At 33.9% G+C, this 17,192-nt stretch carries 16 protein-coding genes; 7 read left to right on the plus strand and 9 right to left on the minus strand.

The genetic code is table 11. The annotated features are described in order from the left end of the window. The first annotated feature begins 1 nt into the window (after position 1). Positions 2–1,774 carry a TonB-dependent receptor plug domain-containing protein gene (locus DESTER_RS00545; RefSeq protein ID WP_013637727.1) on the plus strand — a complete coding sequence of 591 codons (1,773 nt, stop codon included), beginning with the start codon at positions 2–4 and terminating at the stop codon, positions 1,772–1,774. Between the two features lie 51 nt (positions 1,775–1,825). Further along, entirely contained in the window at positions 1,826–2,803 is a 978-nt protein-coding gene (locus tag DESTER_RS00550) for an HpcH/HpaI aldolase/citrate lyase family protein (RefSeq protein WP_244829535.1), read from the plus strand. Here the strand turns inward: DESTER_RS00550 and DESTER_RS00555 are convergent. From DESTER_RS00555 to DESTER_RS07970, 3 genes are read right to left on the minus strand one after another with little or no spacing between them, the layout of a single operon-like run. Next, a complete protein-coding gene (locus DESTER_RS00555) occupies positions 2,784–3,686 on the minus strand; it encodes a selenium metabolism-associated LysR family transcriptional regulator (RefSeq protein WP_013637729.1) in 903 nt (300 codons plus the stop codon). The two genes, DESTER_RS00550 and DESTER_RS00555, sit on opposite strands and share 20 nt — an antisense overlap. Positions 3,687–3,693: 7 nt before the next feature. Continuing rightward, complete coding sequence (locus DESTER_RS00560; RefSeq protein WP_013637730.1) at positions 3,694–4,014, minus strand: hypothetical protein; 321 nt, start codon at positions 4,012–4,014, stop codon at positions 3,694–3,696. Between the two features lie 45 nt (positions 4,015–4,059). After that, on the minus strand, positions 4,060–4,677 hold the full coding sequence (locus DESTER_RS07970) for a DUF309 domain-containing protein (RefSeq protein ID WP_013637731.1): 618 nt from the start codon (positions 4,675–4,677) through the stop codon (positions 4,060–4,062). A gap of 76 nt (positions 4,678–4,753) precedes the next feature. On the opposite strand from DESTER_RS07970, the gene DESTER_RS00570 reads away from it, so the two are divergent. Then, positions 4,754–5,293, plus strand: coding sequence for a D-glycero-alpha-D-manno-heptose-1,7-bisphosphate 7-phosphatase (locus DESTER_RS00570; protein ID WP_013637732.1), 540 nt, complete (start codon positions 4,754–4,756; stop codon positions 5,291–5,293). Continuing rightward, on the plus strand, positions 5,259–6,428 hold the full coding sequence (gene truD, locus DESTER_RS00575) for a tRNA pseudouridine(13) synthase TruD (RefSeq protein ID WP_013637733.1): 1,170 nt from the start codon (positions 5,259–5,261) through the stop codon (positions 6,426–6,428). The genes DESTER_RS00570 and truD overlap by 35 nt, the downstream gene beginning before the upstream one ends. On the opposite strand, the gene DESTER_RS00580 is transcribed toward truD, so the two are convergent. The 3 genes from DESTER_RS00580 to DESTER_RS00590 are packed head-to-tail and all read right to left on the minus strand — an operon-like array spanning position 6,418 to position 8,918. Further along, positions 6,418–7,095 (minus strand): HDOD domain-containing protein, encoded by a 678-nt coding sequence (locus DESTER_RS00580; RefSeq protein WP_013637734.1) that lies wholly within the window; start codon positions 7,093–7,095, stop codon positions 6,418–6,420. The two genes, truD and DESTER_RS00580, sit on opposite strands and share 11 nt — an antisense overlap. Before the next feature lie 10 nt (positions 7,096–7,105). Beyond that, positions 7,106–8,443, minus strand: a complete 1,338-nt coding sequence (gene rsmB, locus DESTER_RS00585) for a 16S rRNA (cytosine(967)-C(5))-methyltransferase RsmB (RefSeq protein ID WP_244829537.1) — start codon at positions 8,441–8,443, stop codon at positions 7,106–7,108. Then, on the minus strand, positions 8,418–8,918 hold the full coding sequence (locus DESTER_RS00590; RefSeq protein WP_013637736.1) for an adenylate kinase family protein: 501 nt from the start codon (positions 8,916–8,918) through the stop codon (positions 8,418–8,420). The genes rsmB and DESTER_RS00590 overlap by 26 nt, the downstream gene beginning before the upstream one ends. A gap of 91 nt (positions 8,919–9,009) precedes the next feature. On the opposite strand from DESTER_RS00590, the gene carB reads away from it, so the two are divergent. Next, positions 9,010–12,225, plus strand: coding sequence for a carbamoyl-phosphate synthase large subunit (carB, locus tag DESTER_RS00595; protein WP_013637737.1), 3,216 nt, complete (start codon positions 9,010–9,012; stop codon positions 12,223–12,225). 39 nt (positions 12,226–12,264) lie between these two features. Here the strand turns inward: carB and rfaE2 are convergent, their stop codons facing one another. Beyond that, the gene (rfaE2, locus tag DESTER_RS00600; protein WP_013637738.1) at positions 12,265–12,744 is read right to left on the minus strand and encodes a D-glycero-beta-D-manno-heptose 1-phosphate adenylyltransferase; all 480 of its coding nucleotides are present in this window, start codon (positions 12,742–12,744) and stop codon (positions 12,265–12,267) included. 54 nt (positions 12,745–12,798) lie between these two features. Here rfaE2 and trmFO point away from each other — a divergent pair, with 54 nt between their 5' ends. Together trmFO and DESTER_RS00610 are read left to right on the plus strand one after the other, a co-directional pair. Beyond that, on the plus strand, positions 12,799–14,109 hold the full coding sequence (gene trmFO / locus DESTER_RS00605) for an FADH(2)-oxidizing methylenetetrahydrofolate--tRNA-(uracil(54)-C(5))-methyltransferase TrmFO (RefSeq protein WP_013637739.1): 1,311 nt from the start codon (positions 12,799–12,801) through the stop codon (positions 14,107–14,109). Further along, entirely contained in the window at positions 14,088–15,287 is a 1,200-nt protein-coding gene (locus tag DESTER_RS00610; RefSeq protein ID WP_013637740.1) for a LysM peptidoglycan-binding domain-containing protein, read from the plus strand. Before trmFO ends, DESTER_RS00610 begins: the two co-directional genes overlap by 22 nt. A gap of 43 nt (positions 15,288–15,330) precedes the next feature. Here DESTER_RS00610 and DESTER_RS00615 read toward each other — a convergent pair whose 3' ends face one another. Together DESTER_RS00615 and nadD are read right to left on the minus strand one after the other, a co-directional pair. Next, positions 15,331–16,545, minus strand: a complete 1,215-nt coding sequence (locus DESTER_RS00615) for a phosphoglycerate kinase (protein ID WP_013637741.1) — start codon at positions 16,543–16,545, stop codon at positions 15,331–15,333. After that, the gene (nadD, locus tag DESTER_RS00620; RefSeq protein ID WP_013637742.1) at positions 16,535–17,176 is read right to left on the minus strand and encodes a nicotinate (nicotinamide) nucleotide adenylyltransferase; all 642 of its coding nucleotides are present in this window, start codon (positions 17,174–17,176) and stop codon (positions 16,535–16,537) included. Before nadD ends, DESTER_RS00615 begins: the two co-directional genes overlap by 11 nt. Positions 17,177–17,192: the final 16 nt, after the last annotated feature.

Genomic DNA, 17,192 nt, shown 5'->3' on the forward strand with positions numbered 1-17,192 from the left:
AGTGAGAAAAAGACTACTTGTTCTTTCTTTGTTGCTGATTTCTGGAGCTTCTGCTGAAGAAATACCGGAAGTACAGGTAACAGCTACAAGAGTAGAAGTTCCTGTTGAGCACGTTGGTGATGACGTTGACATCATTACTCAGGAAGAAATTAAAAAGTATGGATTTACAAGTATTGCCGATGTTTTAAAGTATGTTGCAGGGGTGCATATTAGCTCAAATGGTGGTTTTGGACAGACGACAAGTGTTTATATGCTTGGGCTCCCGACAAAGTACATCTTAGTTATGATTGATGGCGTACCGGTAAATGATCCAAGTAGTATAGATTCTCAAGCTAATTTTGTTTACATAGACTTAAATAATGTGGAGAGAATAGAAGTTCTTAAAGGAGCTCAAGGAGCTCTCTATGGTTCTGAGGCAATTGCTGGGGTAATCAACATTATTACTAAAAAACCAGATAAAAATGAACTTAAGCTTAATTTTGAAGGTGGTAAGTACAAAACATTTAAAGAAAACCTTTATTCAGCACTTAAGCTAAAAGATGGATATTTGTCTTTATCTTTTGAAAACTTTAAAACTAATGGATTTAGCGCTACTAACGATAAATCACCAAATTATGAATCAGATAGCGATAAGTATAGCTATAGAAGTGGTTGGATAAGTTATGGTTGGAATTTAACAGATACAGTTAAGATAACTGGAAACTTTAAGCTCAAAGAAGGAACTGTAGAGTATGATAGTAGCTGGACTCCAGATGCCTATACAACTTATAACAATTATTTTGCTGGAGTTAAAATTGATAAGATCTTTTCTGATAACTTTATGATTACAACTAAGCTATCAAATAATAAAGAAGTTAGAAATTATGGAAGAGATATTATCGGAATTACACGCTATGTTTCAATTCAGCCCATTTATTATTTGTTAGATAACCTATTTTTGACAGGTGGGATTAACTACAAACAAGAGATAACAAATACTTCAGGAGCTCCTAACCTTCACACAAAATCAGCATTTTTTGAAATTCATACAGATTATTTAGGAGTGCATAATACCTTTGCTATTAGAAGGGATTTCCATAGTCAGTTTGGAGCTAAAACTACTTATAAGGTATCTTCAGCTTACGACTTTAAAGAAACAGGAACAACTTTAAAGGGCCAATATGGAACAGGTTTTAAAGCTCCTAACATTAGCCAACTTTATGGATATGGAGGAAATCCAGATCTTAGACCAGAAATAAGTGAAGGTTGGATATTAGGAATAAAGCAAGGTATAAACTTTCAAAAACTTAATGGAAATGTTGAAGTTAACTACTTTAAAAATCACGTTTGGGATATGATTGACTGGTATCCTCCAGGTTCTTGGACTGGTAGTTATAGGAATGTTAATAAAGCAACTACAGAAGGTGCTGAAGTTAAAATTAATGCTGATATTACAGATTGGTTAAATGTTTACGGAACATATACCCATCTCCATACTTCCAAAGATTTAAGGGCTAGAAGACCTGAAATTAGCTATACATTAGGTTTCAATTCTGTCTATCAAAAAATTAAGTTTTCAGCTTGGGCTGAACACTATAGCGATAGAGAGGACTCTAATGGAAAGACTCTTCCTTCTTTTACCACCTACAACTGCTACGCTTCTTACCAGCTTAACGACAGGGTTAACTTCTACCTTAAAGGGATTAATCTGACAGATAAAGATTACGAGCTCGCCTACGGCTACAACACAATGGGAAGAGCATTCTTTGCTGGCGTTAATTTGAATTTTAGATAAAATTTTTGGGGCTTCTGCCCCGTTAATTTTAATTGTCTGAATTGGAGGAAAATGGTGGAAGAGCTCTTTCAACTTGGTGAAAAGGTTTTAGCAGATGAACTGAAAGTTGAAGAATTGAAAAGATATCCTGAAAATCTTCAGGAAAGAAAATTTTTTGAAAAGCCTTTCAGAAGGTCTGCACTTATAGTTTCTGGAGATAGGGTTAAACACTTGAGAAAAGTTTTTGGTAGGGATGCCGATATTATTATTTTTAACGTTGAAGATGGAGTTTCAGATAAGAATAAGCCTTTTGCCAGATTATTTTTGAGGAAGTTTCTAACTAACACCTCTTTTGATGGTTCAAAAGAGATTGTTATAAGAGTTAATCCTCTTGATTCACAATATTTTTGGGAAGATATAACTAAGCTTCTTCCAGCTATTCCCCATGCCATTCGTCTGAGTAAGGTAGAAACAGCAGAAGACATCGTTGTACTTGAGGGAATTCTAAAAGCTTTTGAACTATCGAAAGGATTAGAGGAGGGAACTATAAAACTACAACTATCGATTGAAACCGGAAGAGCAATTGAGAATTTAGGAGAGATTTTAAGAGCTTCTAAGAGAATTAATGCTGCATATCTTGGAATACTTGACCTTTTTGCAGACCTAAAGCTTTCCCAGAAGCTTTTAAAAACATCAAGATTTGCAGACTACATTAGAGAAAAGTTTGTTCTTACCTGTAGAGCTCATAACGTTTCTTCAATTGCCCCAGCTTATCAGGATTACGAGGATCTGGAAGGTTTCAGGAAAGAGGTAGAAAGAGAGAAAGAACTTGGATTTGATGGAAAATCTTGTATTTCAGTTAAGCAGGTAGGGATAGCCAATGAAGTTTTCTCTCCTTCATTAGAAGAAATAGAAGAAGCTAAGGAAATTGTAAAACTTTATGAAGAAGCACTAAGAGAAGGAAAGGGAGGAATAACTTACAAAGGAAAGTTTATAGATCAGCCAATTTATAAAGACGCTCTTAATAAACTTAAGTATTTTTCGAGTTAAAGAGTTTTTCTAGATTATCCCAGAGTGTTCTTGCAGCCGGAATAGGTGTAATGTCATTTCTTCTGACTGCATAAAAACTTCTTTTTATTGATAATCCTTCAATTTTTATTGTTTTTAGCTTGTTGCAGTCAAGTTCTTCTTTAATGGAGTACTTTGATACAAGACCAAAGCCAACTCCTTTTTTTACTGCTTCTTTTATGGCAGTATTACTTCCAAGGAAGGCAGTAATATTAAGAGATAGTGAGCTAATTCCTTTTTCTTTAAGAGCTCTTTCGACAGCTATTCTTGTTCCTGAATCTTCTTCCCTTATAAGGAGTGGTAGTTTTTTAAAATCTTCAAGTGTCATTTTTTCGGAATTGTAGTAAGGTGGAGCTATTAAAACAATTTCATCGTCAAGTATTTTTTTGTATTCTAACTTCTGATCTGTAATTAAAGAACCGACAAATCCTATATCGTATTCCGGAATCACTTCTTTAAGTTGTTTTATAACCTTTTTCGAATCAAAGATTTCAACTTGAACTACAACTTCAGGCATTAGGTGTTTTAATTTTAAAAGTATATGGGGGATTAGATAGTCCCCCGGAATATTACTTACTGCTAACTTTAAAGTTCCTTTTGACTTTTTTGTAACTGATAAAAGCTCAGAAAGTGCTTCTTCTTTCTTTTTTAAAAGCTCAACGGCATGTCTATAAAGAATTCTTGCTTCAAGGGTAGGAAGTATTTTCCTACCCATTCTATCAAAAAGTTTAATTCCAAGCTCATCCTCAAGATTTTGAATGTGCGCACTTACCGTAGGTTGAGAAATCCTAAGCTTTTCGGCAGCTTTTGAAAAGCTTTTGAGCTCAAAAACTTTAGAAAATACTTCTAGCTGCCTTAAATCCATTCCTTATCTATTCCAGTCCTAATATTTTAAGGATGACATCAACTGTAACAAAGAAAAGAATCCCTCCCATTAAAAGAGATATCATTGCGCCAAATCCTTGCACTATAGGAGATAACTTGAGACTTTTAGCATAGTTTACATAGAACAGAAAAGTAATAAAGGCAAAAATTATAGAAAGAACAGTTTTAAGTCCCATGTAGTGTTCTAAATCAAGAACTTCTGAAAAGATACCTAGAGGTAAAAGAATAAACATTATCATCATCATAAAACCAACGATTGTATTACCTATTCCAAGGCTTCTTGCAAGATCATCATTAAAGCTTCTCATGACTTCCTCCTTTTGTTTATTCTCTGTATTTAGATGTTGATTTTATCAAAACTTTATAACCTTATCTGAAGTTTGATTGCTCAATTCTTCTTCTTTTAATAGGTCAACGTTAACACTAAAGAGCACTCCCGAGTAAGGTTCTAAAAGTTTTTTTGCATTTTTTATTAGGTGTTCAAATCCTCTTGTATTGTAATTTGTGATGTGGTAATAAGCTACCCCAATTTGAATTAGAGCTTGCAAGAACTCTCTATACTTACCAAATTCTACCATCCAGAGCTCTTCAAGAAGTTCATGAACTTCAAAATAAAGTCCTGCGTCAAATAGCTTTCTAGCCATACGGACATTTCTTTCTATATCACTATCAACAGGTTCAAAACCGTTAAGTGAGTTAAGAAAATTTTTGTATGCTTTAACCTTTTTTGTTAGATATTCTTTAGTAAATGAATCTAACTCTTCCTGATTTAAGAGTAATTTCTCGTTTTTCCTTACAACGAGAGAAAATTCAAGGCTGATAGACTCGGCAATATCTTTTTTGGTCTTAGAACTTCCATTTTCTACTACTTCTATGACAGTTAAAAGTTTTTCTAAGGATTTTTTTTCTTTGTTTCTGAGATAGTTACATAGGTTTTGAGCAAACCAGTTTCTTATTTCGATGATATCCATTATATCCTCTAATATTAGGTTACCATTCTAAACATAAATTAAATTGTTTTCTAAAACAAATTTTTGGGAGAGAATCGTGAAAAGAAAGGCTATATTGCTGGATAGGGATAACACTCTTATAAAAGATGATGGGTATATTCATGAACCTGAGAAAGTTGAGCTTTTGCCAGGAGTTCCGCAAGGATTAAAACTTTTGAAAGAGGCTGGTTTCTTACTTATAGTGGTTAGTAATCAGTCTGGAATTGGTAGAGGATACTTTAGAGAGGATAATTTTTGGGCTGTAAATAGAAAATTACAAGAGCTCCTTAACCCTTTTGGTGTTCAGATAGACGACTTTTTTTTCTGTCCCCATAAACCTAGTGATAACTGTAACTGCAGAAAACCGAAAGTAGGGATGGTTGAAAAGGCAGTAAAAAATTGGAACATTGATTTGTCAAAAAGCTTTGTTATAGGAGATAAAGAGATTGATGTAATGTTAGCTTTTAATGCTGGTTGTAAAGGAGGAATACGTGTAGGAATTAAACCTTTTGAAAATTTTCTTATAGCTGCTAAGCATGTTATATCTATTTTGGAGGAAGATAATGAAACTTTACAACAAAATAAAGAGAGAGCCTAAAGATTTTATAGTTGAAGAAATTCCTATTTTAGAGCCTAAGGAAGAGGGAAAATATTACTTTGTGAAGTTAAAAAAATCAAATGTTTCAACTTTGGAAGCTTTGAGGGTGATTTCGCGATTATTGAAAATTCCTCTTAAAGAAGTGGGTTTTGCCGGTCTTAAAGATAGATATGCAATTACAGAGCAATATTTAACAGTTCCTATTACTTATCAAATAGAAAGAAAGTGTTTTAAATTGATTAATAATCGGTGGAAAGAAGTTAATTCCGTAAATTTTGAAAAAGAAATGGGGTTTTGTCTTGAAGTTCTTGGATACGTAGAAAAGTTTTTAAGTCTTGGTGATTTAAAAGGAAACAGATTTATTATTACAGTGAAGAACTTTGAAAAGAATATGAGGGAACGTTTTTATAAAAATCTAGAAGTAGTCAAAAGTTATGGTTTTCCAAACTACTTTGGAGAGCAGAGATTTGGAAGTGTAAAAAGTCGAGATGATTTTGTTTTAAGGTATCTTTTGAAAGGAGATTTTGATGGAGCTCTAAGAAGTTACTTCTTTGGTAAGAGCTCAGTTGATTACTGGGGAGATTGGAGAAGACTTTATAAAACTCTTTCTCCAGCTCTTGAGGAATACGAAAAGGATTTAATCAGAGGTTTAATGAGAGGACTCACAGCAGAAAAAGCTTTTAGAATACTTCCAAAAAACGTAAGACTTATGTTTAACTTTGCCTTTCAAAGCTTTCTTTGGAATGAGTACTTAAGGGAGTATATTGAAGCAAAGTATCCTTTTGAAAGAGTTCCTTTTATAAACAACTGGAAATTAAGTTACTATACTCAAGTCTACGATATAGATTACTTGAGAAAACTTGAAATACCTTATACAGGCCATCAGTTTTCTCCAGTAGATAAGACTTTAAAGAAGATTATTAAGAAAGTTCAGCAAAAATATGAAATAAAGAAGGAGTGGTTTGATAAAGAGGTTGGTGGTATGAGAGTTATGACTGATGGCTTAAGAAAGGCTGTAGTCTTTCCAGAAGAACTAAAGATACTGGAAAAAACAAAACGAACCATCAAACTCAAGTTTTCTCTTCCACCTGGTTCTTATGCAACAGTTTTATTAAGATTTTTGCTTAAAGTGTAGAAACTAATGCATGAGCCTTATTTTCAGATTCAAGACATATTTGAATAAGTTCTTCTCTATCTAGTTCTGATAGAGAATTTGGAAGCTCGATATTTTCTCCTGTAATAATACTTCCACACAAATCTATTAGTTGTTTTGCAAGTTCCTTTAGTTTTCCTAATTCGCTCTCTGAATCTGAAAGACCTAAAATTACATGTTCGGATATACCTGCTTTTTCTAAGATTTCCTTTATTGTTTCCTCTCCAACTTCCTGTTTTACAGGTTCAAAAATTCCAACCATGTAAGCTTCATCAGCATGTTCTGGCAAAATTTTCTCAGCAAGAGCCCTTAAGAGATAAGCAAATTTTAAGACTTTTTTTATCTCTTCTTTACTTTTGTTTTTCAGTAAAGAAGAAGTAAGAAGTACAAATACATAATCCTTTAGATTATTGTAACCTAGATAAGCTATTGCTTGAATGATAGATTTAATTTCTTTTCTCAGTCCAAAATAAGGGGAGTTGATAAGCTTTAAGAGTTTTGCAGAAAGATTTGGATCCATGCTTATTATATTTGCAATTTCTTCTAGTTCTTCACCATCTACGAGTGCTTTTATAAGTCTAAGCATTACTTCTCTATTTAACTCAAGTCTTTCTATATCATTTAATTCAAGTCTTTCTATGTCAGCCATTATAACCTCCTTACTTTTCAAATTTGCTGTAAAAGAAACCGTCCATATTATTTTTGTGTGGGAAGACTCTGAGAAAGTGTTTTTTTGCAAAAGATTTTAGCAGTTCTGGCAAATTATATAAAGAACTTTCTTTAAAGCCAATTTCTTGAGCAAATTTAAGAATGTCTTCGCCTTCTTCTTTTTCAAGAGAGCAAACACTATAAAGGAGGACACCTCCAGGCTTTAAGAGCTTATAGCAACTGCTTAAAAGATTTCTTTGGATTGTCTGATTGTATTTAATCAATTTTAAAGACTTGTTCCACTTACCTTCTGGATGTCTTCTTATTACGCCTGTTGCACTACATGGAGCATCTATGAGAATTTTGTCGAAACTATTTTCATGTTTTTCAATGAAGTTTTTGTCCTTTTGAATGTCTGTTAATACTAGTTCAACGTTTGATATGCCAAGTCTCTTAAGGTTGTTTTTCAAAAGTTTCATTCTCTCCTTGTTGATATCAACAGCAATTATCCTTGCTTTGTCTATAGTTAGCGATGAAAGAGCTGTGGTTTTCCCACCTGGTGCTGCACCGACATCTAAGATAATCTCTCCCTGTTTTGGATCTAAAAGATAAGCTGATAAAAAAGAAGCTGGATCCTGAATGTAGAAGAAACCTTCTTTGTAACCAGGAATTGACTCTATTGGAACTCGTCCTTTGATTCTTATCATGTATGGAATAAACGGATGGGGTTCAGCATCTATTTTGGTTTTTTCCAATAGATTTAAGAGCTCTTGTTGAGATATTTTTATTGTATTAACCCTTATAAAAAGAGGTGCAACTCTGTTTAAACCTTTTAAAAGTTTTTCAATTTCTTCTTTTCCGTAAAAATTACTCCATCTTTTTACCATCCACGTTTCAAAAGAATAGAGAATGGATAATCTTTCAAAGTAATCAGAAATTCTTTCTATTTCTTTTTTATAGTCAAAACCTATAATTTTTTTAGAAATAGCATTAACAAATCCTGCTGCTTTTTTTCCAAGAATTTTTTTTACTGCTTCAACGGTTTCATTTAGTGCTGCGTATGGTGGAACGTTTGTGAAAAATATTTGATAAGCAATAACTCTTAGGCTGTTTCTAACTGTATTCTTTTGCCTTTTTAAATTTTTTCCTGTTGCTTTTTCAATGGAAAAATCAAGGAGTCTTAAAAATCTTACAGTTCCTGAAACTATTTCTCTTATAAAAGCTCTATCCTGAGGATGTAGTCTTGAAGTAAATTTTTCTATGTGTTCTTTTAACTTTTTATCTTTTTCAAATCTATTTAATATTTTTATAGCAATTAGCCTTTCATTCCAGCCAGTCAACTTCTTCAAAGACCTCCTTTCCTCCTATTCCTTCTAATATAAGATTAACTACATCTTCAGGTTTCCTTTTTGTTGTATCTATGTGAAGAATTCTTTTTGCTTTTGATTTTTCTATCGCTTCTGTTGCAATTACAGCAAATTTTTCGGCTTCTTCGTTTTCTCTTACTTTTTCTTCTGTATAGTTCCTTTCTGCAAGTCTTTCAGGAATTTTTTTTGGATTAACTCTTAAAATGATGAGAATGTCAGAAGGAATGTAATGGGCGACAAGTCCTTCTGCTATGAAGTGTTTTTTATTGTGAAAAAACTCTCTTAGTTTTTCCGGATCAACTACAAAAGCATTTCTTTCACTATCAAACTCAATGTAAAGTTTTTCTTTTTTAACTAGTTCTGAAATGTTAAAAAGAGGCAAGTTTAGTTTTTTAGAAAGTATATTTGCTACAGTTGTTTTTCCAGTTCCGGGTGTTCCGGTTATGGTAATTTTCAAGATTGAACTCCTTAAATTAAAATAGTTCTTAAATTATAACCAGCCAAAAATTTTTCGTAAAATTTTTCAAACAAGTTGTTGGAGGATTACTTTGCCAAAGAGAACAGATTTGAAGAAAATACTGATAATAGGCTCTGGACCAATAGTAATTGGCCAAGCTGCTGAGTTTGACTACTCAGGAACTCAAGCCTGTAAAGCCTTAAAAGAAGAAGGTTATCAAGTTGTTCTTGTTAACTCAAACCCTGCAACAATAATGACCGATCCAGATATTGCAGACAGGACATACATAGAGCCTCTAACAGTTGAAGTTCTTGAAAAGATAATAGAAAAAGAAAGACCTGACGCTCTTCTTCCAACAGTTGGAGGGCAGACAGCTCTTAACTTAGCAGTGGAACTTTATGAAGCTGGAATTTTAGAAAAATATGGTGTTGAGTTAATCGGTGCAAAGATAGAGGCTATAAAGAAGGCAGAAGACAGAGAGCTCTTTAAAGAAGCTATGCTAAAAATAGGGCTGGAAGTTCCAAAAAGCGGACTTGCTCGTTCTTTAGATGAAGCTATGGAAGTTGTAAAAGAGGTTGGGCTTCCAGCTATTATTAGACCTGCCTTTACCCTTGGGGGTGAAGGAGGAGGCGTAGCTTATAACATCGAAGAGTTTAAGGAAATTGCAAAAAGAGGTTTAGATGCAAGTCCAATTAATGAAATTCTCATTGAAGAAAGTGTTTTAGGTTGGAAAGAATATGAGCTTGAGGTTATGAGAGACCTTAATGATAATGTTGTGATTATTTGTTCTATTGAAAACATTGATCCAATGGGTGTTCATACAGGAGATTCTATAACTGTTGCTCCTGCTCAAACACTGACAGACAAAGAATATCAGGTACTAAGAGATGCTGCTATTGCAATAATTAGAGAAATTGGTGTCGAAACTGGAGGTTCAAACGTTCAGTTTGCCGTTAATCCGGAAAATGGACGTGTAATTGTAATAGAGATGAATCCGAGAGTTTCCCGTTCTTCAGCTCTTGCATCAAAGGCTACAGGTTTTCCGATTGCAAAAATTGCTGCAAAGTTAGCTGTTGGATATACGCTTGATGAGCTTCCAAACGATATTACTAAGAAAACTCCAGCTTCCTTTGAACCGGCAATTGATTATTGTGTTGTCAAGTTTCCAAGGTGGGCTTTTGAAAAGTTTCCAGAAGCAAATTCAACTCTTACAACAAGAATGAAATCTGTCGGCGAAGTTATGGCAATTGGTAGAACATTTAAAGAAGCTCTCTTAAAGGCTATAAGATCTTTGGAGATAGGTAGATATGGACTTTTAATGAAAGGTGTAGACAAACTTTCTGATCAGGATCTTGAAAGCAAAATTGCTGTTCCAAATGCTGACAGAATTTGGTATATCGCTGAGGCTCTTAGAAGAGGTTGGAGTTTAGATAAGCTCTATGAGCTTTCAAAAATAGATAAATGGTTCTTGCATAATATTAAGCAGCTGGTAGATCTTGAAAACGAAATTAAAAAATATTCTCTCGATACTATTCCTCCTATTCTTTTCAAGTTTGCCAAGAAGTGGGGATTTTCAGATAAGTACATTGCAGACCTTGTAGGCGTTTCTGAAAAAGAAGTTAGAGAAAAGAGAAAACAAGTTGCACAAGTTCTATACAAAACAGTTGATACTTGTGCTGGAGAGTTTGAAGCTTACACGCCGTACTATTATTCTACCTATGATGGAAGGGAATGCGAAGCTAATCCTTCTGACAAGAAAAAAGTTACAGTCTTTGGTTCTGGACCAAATAGAATTGGCCAGGGAGTTGAGTTTGATTACTGCTGTGTACATGCTGTTTGGGCTTTAAGAGAACTAGGTTACGAAGCTCACATGGCAAACTGTAATCCTGAAACTGTTTCTACTGACTATGACACTTCTGACAAACTCTTCTTTGAACCCCTTACTCTCGAAGATGCTCTCAATATTGTTGAAAAGGAAAAACCTGAAGGAGTTATTGTTCAATTCGGTGGTCAAACTCCGCTTAAGCTTTCAGTCCCTCTTGAAAAGGAAGGCGTAAAAATCCTTGGTACTTCGTCAGAAAGTATTGACATTGCTGAAGATAGAGAAAGGTTTAGAACTCTTCTTAACAAGTTAGGGTTAAAACAACCCCCTTCAGGGATTGCAAGATCTCTTGAAGAGGCTGAGAAAATCGCTGAAGAAATAGGTTTCCCTGTTCTTATGAGGCCTTCTTACGTTCTTGGTGGAAGAGCAATGAGAATTGTTTACGATATAAATGAACTTAGAACATATATGACAGAAGCTGTTGAGGTTTCTGAAGATAGGCCTGTTCTCATAGATAAGTTCCTTGAAGATGCCGTCGAATTTGACGTTGATGCTGTATGTGATGGTAAACGAGTTGTTATCGGTGGAGTAATGGAGCACATTGAAGAAGCTGGTATTCACTCAGGAGATAGTGCTTGTGTTCTTCCAACTTTTTCAGTTCCAAAAGAAATTGTTGAGGAGATAAAAGAAATTACGAGAAAAATAGCTCTTGAATTAAATGTAAAAGGTCTTATAAACATTCAGTTTGCTGTTAAAGATGGTGAAATATACATAATTGAAGTTAATCCGAGAGCTTCAAGAACAGTTCCTTTTGTAAGTAAAGCTACTGGAATTCCTCTTGCGAAAGTAGCTACAAAAGTAGCAATAGGTAAAACCCTTGACGAACTTGGAATAGAAGAAGTTGAACCTAGATACTACTCAGTTAAAGAAGCTGTGTTCCCATTTAACAGATTTCCAGAAGTTGATCCAGTTCTTAGTCCGGAGATGAAATCAACTGGAGAAGTAATGGGAATAGATGATGATCTTGGAATTGCTTTTTACAAGGCTCAGCTTGCGGCAGGTTCAAGACTTCCTGTTGATACATCAAGAGGGAAAGTTTTTATAAGCGTTAAAGATAAAGACAAACCGAAAGTTTACGGAATAGCTAAGAAGTTAACAGATATGGGATTTAAAATCGTGTCTACAGAAGGAACTTATAAGTTCTTAAAGGAAAAAGGACTTCCTGTTGAAGTTGTCTTTAAGATTCAAGAAGGAAGACGTCCAAATGTTGGAGATTTAATTAAGAATGGAGAAATCATTCTTATAATCAACACTCCTTCCGGTACAAGGTCAACAAAAGATGCTGTTAGTATAAGAAGACTTGCAGTTAACTACAACATTCCTTACTACACAACGATAAGAGGAGCTCAAGCTGCTGTAATGGCAATAGAGTCTATGAGAAAAAGGCAGTTAGAAGTTAAGCCTCTTCAAGAGTATTATTCGTAGTTCTTTTTTGTTATCCCCCTTCTTGTGGGGGATATATTCTTAGGATTTATTGCTACAGTATAGCTTTACGACTCTTTCAATGATTTTACTCGTTGATATATCATACTCAAAAGGAATTCTTTCAACTCTTTCAGCAAATTCTTTTCCCACAATTTTTTCAATAGGCCAGTCTGTACCTTTCACAAGAACATGAGGTTTAATAATTTCTATAACTTTATAAGGGGTATCATCTTCAAAGATAAAAACGTAGTCAACAGCTTTTAAAGCAATTAAAACTTTTGCTCTATAATCTTGAGAAACTATAGGTCTTTTTTCTCCTTTTATTCTTTTTATGGAAGAATCACTATTCATTCCAACAATTAAAACATCACCTAAAGACTTTGCTTTTTCAAGATAGTCAACGTGACCTGCATGGAGTATGTCAAAGCAACCATTTGTAAAGACTATCTTCTTTTTTTCTCTTTTCAGATTTGAGACGATTGTTTTTAGGTTTTCTAAATCTTTTAAAATTCTATTCAAAGCTTGCTCCTTGACCTAAATTTGATTTAAAAATTTATACAAAAAGGAGAAAAAGTGAAAGAAATTATAAACGTAATTGGGGCAGGACTTGCTGGAGTTGAAGCAGCGTATAAAGTAGCTAATAAGGGACATAAAGTTAGACTTTTTGAAATGAGGCCAAAGAAGACTACACCGGCACACAAAACTAGCCTATTTGCTGAGCTTGTTTGTAGCAATACCTTAGGAGGAAAAGAAGTAACAACTCCGCGGGGACTTCTTAAAGCCGAAATGGAACTTCTAAATTCTTTAATAGTTGAAGCTGCAAGAAAAACAGAAGTTCCAGCAGGTGGAGCTCTAGCTGTTGATAGAGAAAAATTTGCCGAGTATATAACTGAAAAGATTGAAAATCATCCTAACATTGAAGTAGTTAGAGAAGAGGTTACAGAAATTCCAAAAGAAGGAATAACCATTGTTGCAAGTGGTCCGTTGACTTCAGATAAGTTTTCAGAATATCTAAGGAATTATCTTGGAGAAAAAGAACTCCACTTTTACGATGCTATCTCTCCAATAGTTTATGCAGATACTATTGATTACTCAAAGTGTTTTTGGGGTTCAAGGTACGGGAAAGGAGGAGATGATTATCTCAACTGTCCTATGACTGAGGAAGAATATGAAAGGTTTTACACTGCTTTAATGGAAGCTGAAAAGGTACCTTTAAAAGATTTTGAAAAGGCCTGTTACTTTGAAGGTTGTATGCCGATAGAGGAAATGGCAGAAAGAGGAAAACAAACTCTTCTTTTTGGTCCTTTAAAACCTGTTGGATTGATAGATCCTAAAACAGGGAAAAGACCTTTTGCGGTTGTTCAGTTAAGGAAGGAAAATAAAGAAGGAACTCTTTTAAATCTTGTTGGGTTTCAGACAAAGCTTAAGTATCCTGAACAAAAAAGGGTATTTAGACTAATTCCAGGCCTTGAAAATGCTGAATTTGCAAGATTTGGAAGCATTCATAGAAATACTTTTATAAAATCTCCAAAACTTCTTTTGAAAACTCTTCAACTTAAGAAAAATCCTAAGGTCTTTTTTGCTGGACAAATAACTGGAGTTGAAGGATATCCAGAATCAGCAGCAACTGGAATTATTGCAGGTATAAATGCTGTAAAACTAGCTGAAGGTAAAGAGCTAGTCTATCCACCGGAAACTACAATGATAGGAGCTCTTTTAAAGTACATTACAACTGCTGATCCAAAAACTTTTCAACCGATGAATGCAAACTTTGGAATTCTTTTACCACCTGAAAAGAAGATAAGAGGTAAAAGAGAAAGAAGAAAATATCTTGCAGAAAGAGCTTTAGAGGATATGAAAAAATGGTTAGAATTAGTTTATTGATTTTTTTTCTTTTTACAAAGCTTGTGTTTGCTCAAGTTTACGAGATAAAAATTATCAAGCATATAAAGGAAGAAAAACTTTCTAATCAAAGTGTTATTATTTATAAAGTTAAACGAGGAGATACCTTATCTGGCATAATATCTAAGTTAGGATTATCTCCTAACATACTGGATAAAGTAATAAAATTAAACAAGATAAAAAATCCAAATTTAATATATGCTGGGCAAAAGCTTAAGCTACCTATAGGAAAAAAAGGAAAATTTTTAGATAAACGAAGAAGGAAAATAAAAGAAAGTATTCTTCCTGCTGTTTCTATGCTAGGAGGGAAAGTAGAGAAAAAAGGTTCTCTATTCTTGAAAAACGGTAAAGTAGATTTTAAAAAAAATCCTAAAATTTCTATTAATGGTAGAGAATATATCTTAGATTTTGATAATGGTTTGAATAAAGAGATTAAAGACGAGCTAAGTAGTCTTGGAATAAAGGTAATAACTTCCCAAGAGCTGAAAAAACTTTTAGAAAAGCTTATTGAATCAAACTTTGGTGTTATTGAAAAAAATGGCAAACTTATCTTAGGAATTAAAGATGTACTTACTTATAGATATGATTATTTAAGTTACGACGCTACTACGGGAAATAGAGTTATAATAAACTTAAAAAGAGATACTCCTACTGAACTTGTGAATCTACTTAAATCTTATAACATAAGAGTTTTGCAACCAGAAGGAAAAGAACTTGAAGGAAAAGAAGGAAAACTTAAAATTCTAACTGGTGGTGGTATTGAAAAAATTTCTGAACTGCTGAAAATTGTTACTGGCGAAAAAGGAGTCTTTAAAGAAGATGGGATTGAATTTGCAAAAAATCATTTGTTCATAGCTTTTGATTTTCTTGATCCAGAAAGAAAAGTAAAGTTAGAGCTAAATGGTTATAAAGTTGTAATACTAACTGGAAACTTTTTAAAGGATTTAGAAAATATTCTTTCTAGTATTCCTATTGTCAACAAACGAATAAATCTTATGGTAGTTGAACCACCTGGAAGTAATGGAGAAAGGTCAAAGTTAGAAGTTCCAGGACTTTTAATTTCTACGGAAAAAGGTGATTGGTTTGTTGTTGACTATGTAGATAAACCTGAAGAAATTCCTTATCTTAGAAGTAAAGGAGTGAATTTAATTGTTTATTAAGGGAAAAGGAAGGACAAAAAGTCCTTCCTTAACAATTTTTTTCTTATTTTTTGTCTGTCAAAGCCATAACACCTGGGAGCTCTTTTCCTGCAAGAAACTCTAAGAAAGCTCCACCGCCTGTTGAAACATGATCTATCTGATGCTCAAGGCCTAGCGCTTCTACAGCTGCAACACTGTCACCACCACCTACAATTCTTAAAGCTTCAGCGTGAGAAGCAACAATTCTTCCTATTTCCATAGTACCGTATCCAAATTTTTCAAATTCGAAAACTCCCATTGGACCGTTCCAGAGAATTGTCTTGGCATCTGAAAGAGCTTCTTTAAATAGTTCTACAGTTGCTGGACCAATATCAAGTCCCATCATGTCGTCTGGAATTTCCTTATAAGTTGTTAACTTAGCGTGTGCTGTAGGAGAGAATTCATCAGCATTATTACTATCAACAGGTAGGTAAAACTTAATGCCATTTTTTTCGGCTTTTTCCATTATCTCTTTTGCTGTGTCAAGGAGCTCTTCTTCAACAAGAGATTTTCCAACATTGTAACCAGCTGCTTTTAAAAAGGTATAAGCCATTCCCCCACCGATAAGCATCTTATCAACAACTTTTAAAAGATTTTCTATTACTTCTAATTTTCCAGAAACTTTAGAACCGCCTATTATTAAAACAAGAGGTCTTTCAGGATTGTCAAGAGCTTTCTGAAGGTACTTTATTTCTTTTTCAAGCAAGAATCCTGCAACTGCAATTTCTACATACTGAGCAATTCCATAAGTTGAAGCATGTTTTCTGTGAGCAGTACCAAAAGCGTCGTTTACGTAAATATCTGCAAGTTTTGCAAGCTTTTTAGCAAATTCAGGATCATTTTTTGTTTCTTCTTTATAAAATCTTACATTTTCAAGGAGTGCAACTTCCCCTTCCTTTAAGTTGTTAACTTCCCATTCAACTTCTTCACCAACACAATCTGGAATGAACTTAACTTCTTTTTCAAGAAGTCTTGAAAGTCTATCTGCAACTGGCTTTAAAGAAAGTTTTGGATCCCAACCTTCAGGTCTATCAAGATGAGAACAAAGAATAACTTTGGCTTTATGGTCTATAAGGTAATTGATTGTTGGAAGTGCTGCTCTAATTCTTTTGTCGTTTTGAATTACGCCATTTTCAAGAGGAACGTTAAAGTCAACTCTTACAAAGACTTTCTTTCCTTTAAGCTTTTCCGGAGAGATATCTCTAAGAGACATCTTGTTGCATATCTTTTTAAAAGGCATTTTTCCACCACCTCCTTAATGACTTTTCAGCTTTGTCTGGGAGAAGATACCTTATACTTTTGTTTGATTTCAAGCGGTTTCTAATTTCTGTTGAGCTAATTTCTACCAATCTACCGTTATATATAAGGATATCAATGTCATTAAGAACGTTGCTATCAACAGACTTCTCTTTATCAACTTCTGAAAACTTAATTGAATAGCCTATTTTCTTAGCAATTTTGTCAACGTCAATTTTATATCTAGGTCTTTTAACAACAATAATTTTGGCTAGTTTTAAAATTTCTGTTGGTTCTTTCCAAAGATGAAATGATTCAAAAGAATCTTCTCCTATTATGAAAATGGGTTTTTCTTTGTAGATTTTCCAAAACTCCCTTAATGTATCAACTGTGTACGAGATTCCTTTCTTTCTTATTTCATAGTCCCAGATGGAAAATCCTTTTTCTTCCTCTATTGAAATCCTTAAAAGCTCTAAGCGGAGCTCTGGAGGTAAAAACAGTTTATCCTTTAAAGGCTGCAAATATGCTGGAACGAAAATAATTTCTTCAAATCCAAAAGTTTCAAGGATATCCCTTGCAACTATCAAGTGACCTATGTGAACCGGATTAAAGCTTCCTCCAAAGAGAGCCTTCAACTTCTCCTCTTAGACT

The sequence above is a fragment of the Desulfurobacterium thermolithotrophum DSM 11699 genome (assembly GCF_000191045.1).
Lineage (GTDB): Bacteria > Aquificota > Aquificia > Desulfurobacteriales > Desulfurobacteriaceae > Desulfurobacterium > Desulfurobacterium thermolithotrophum.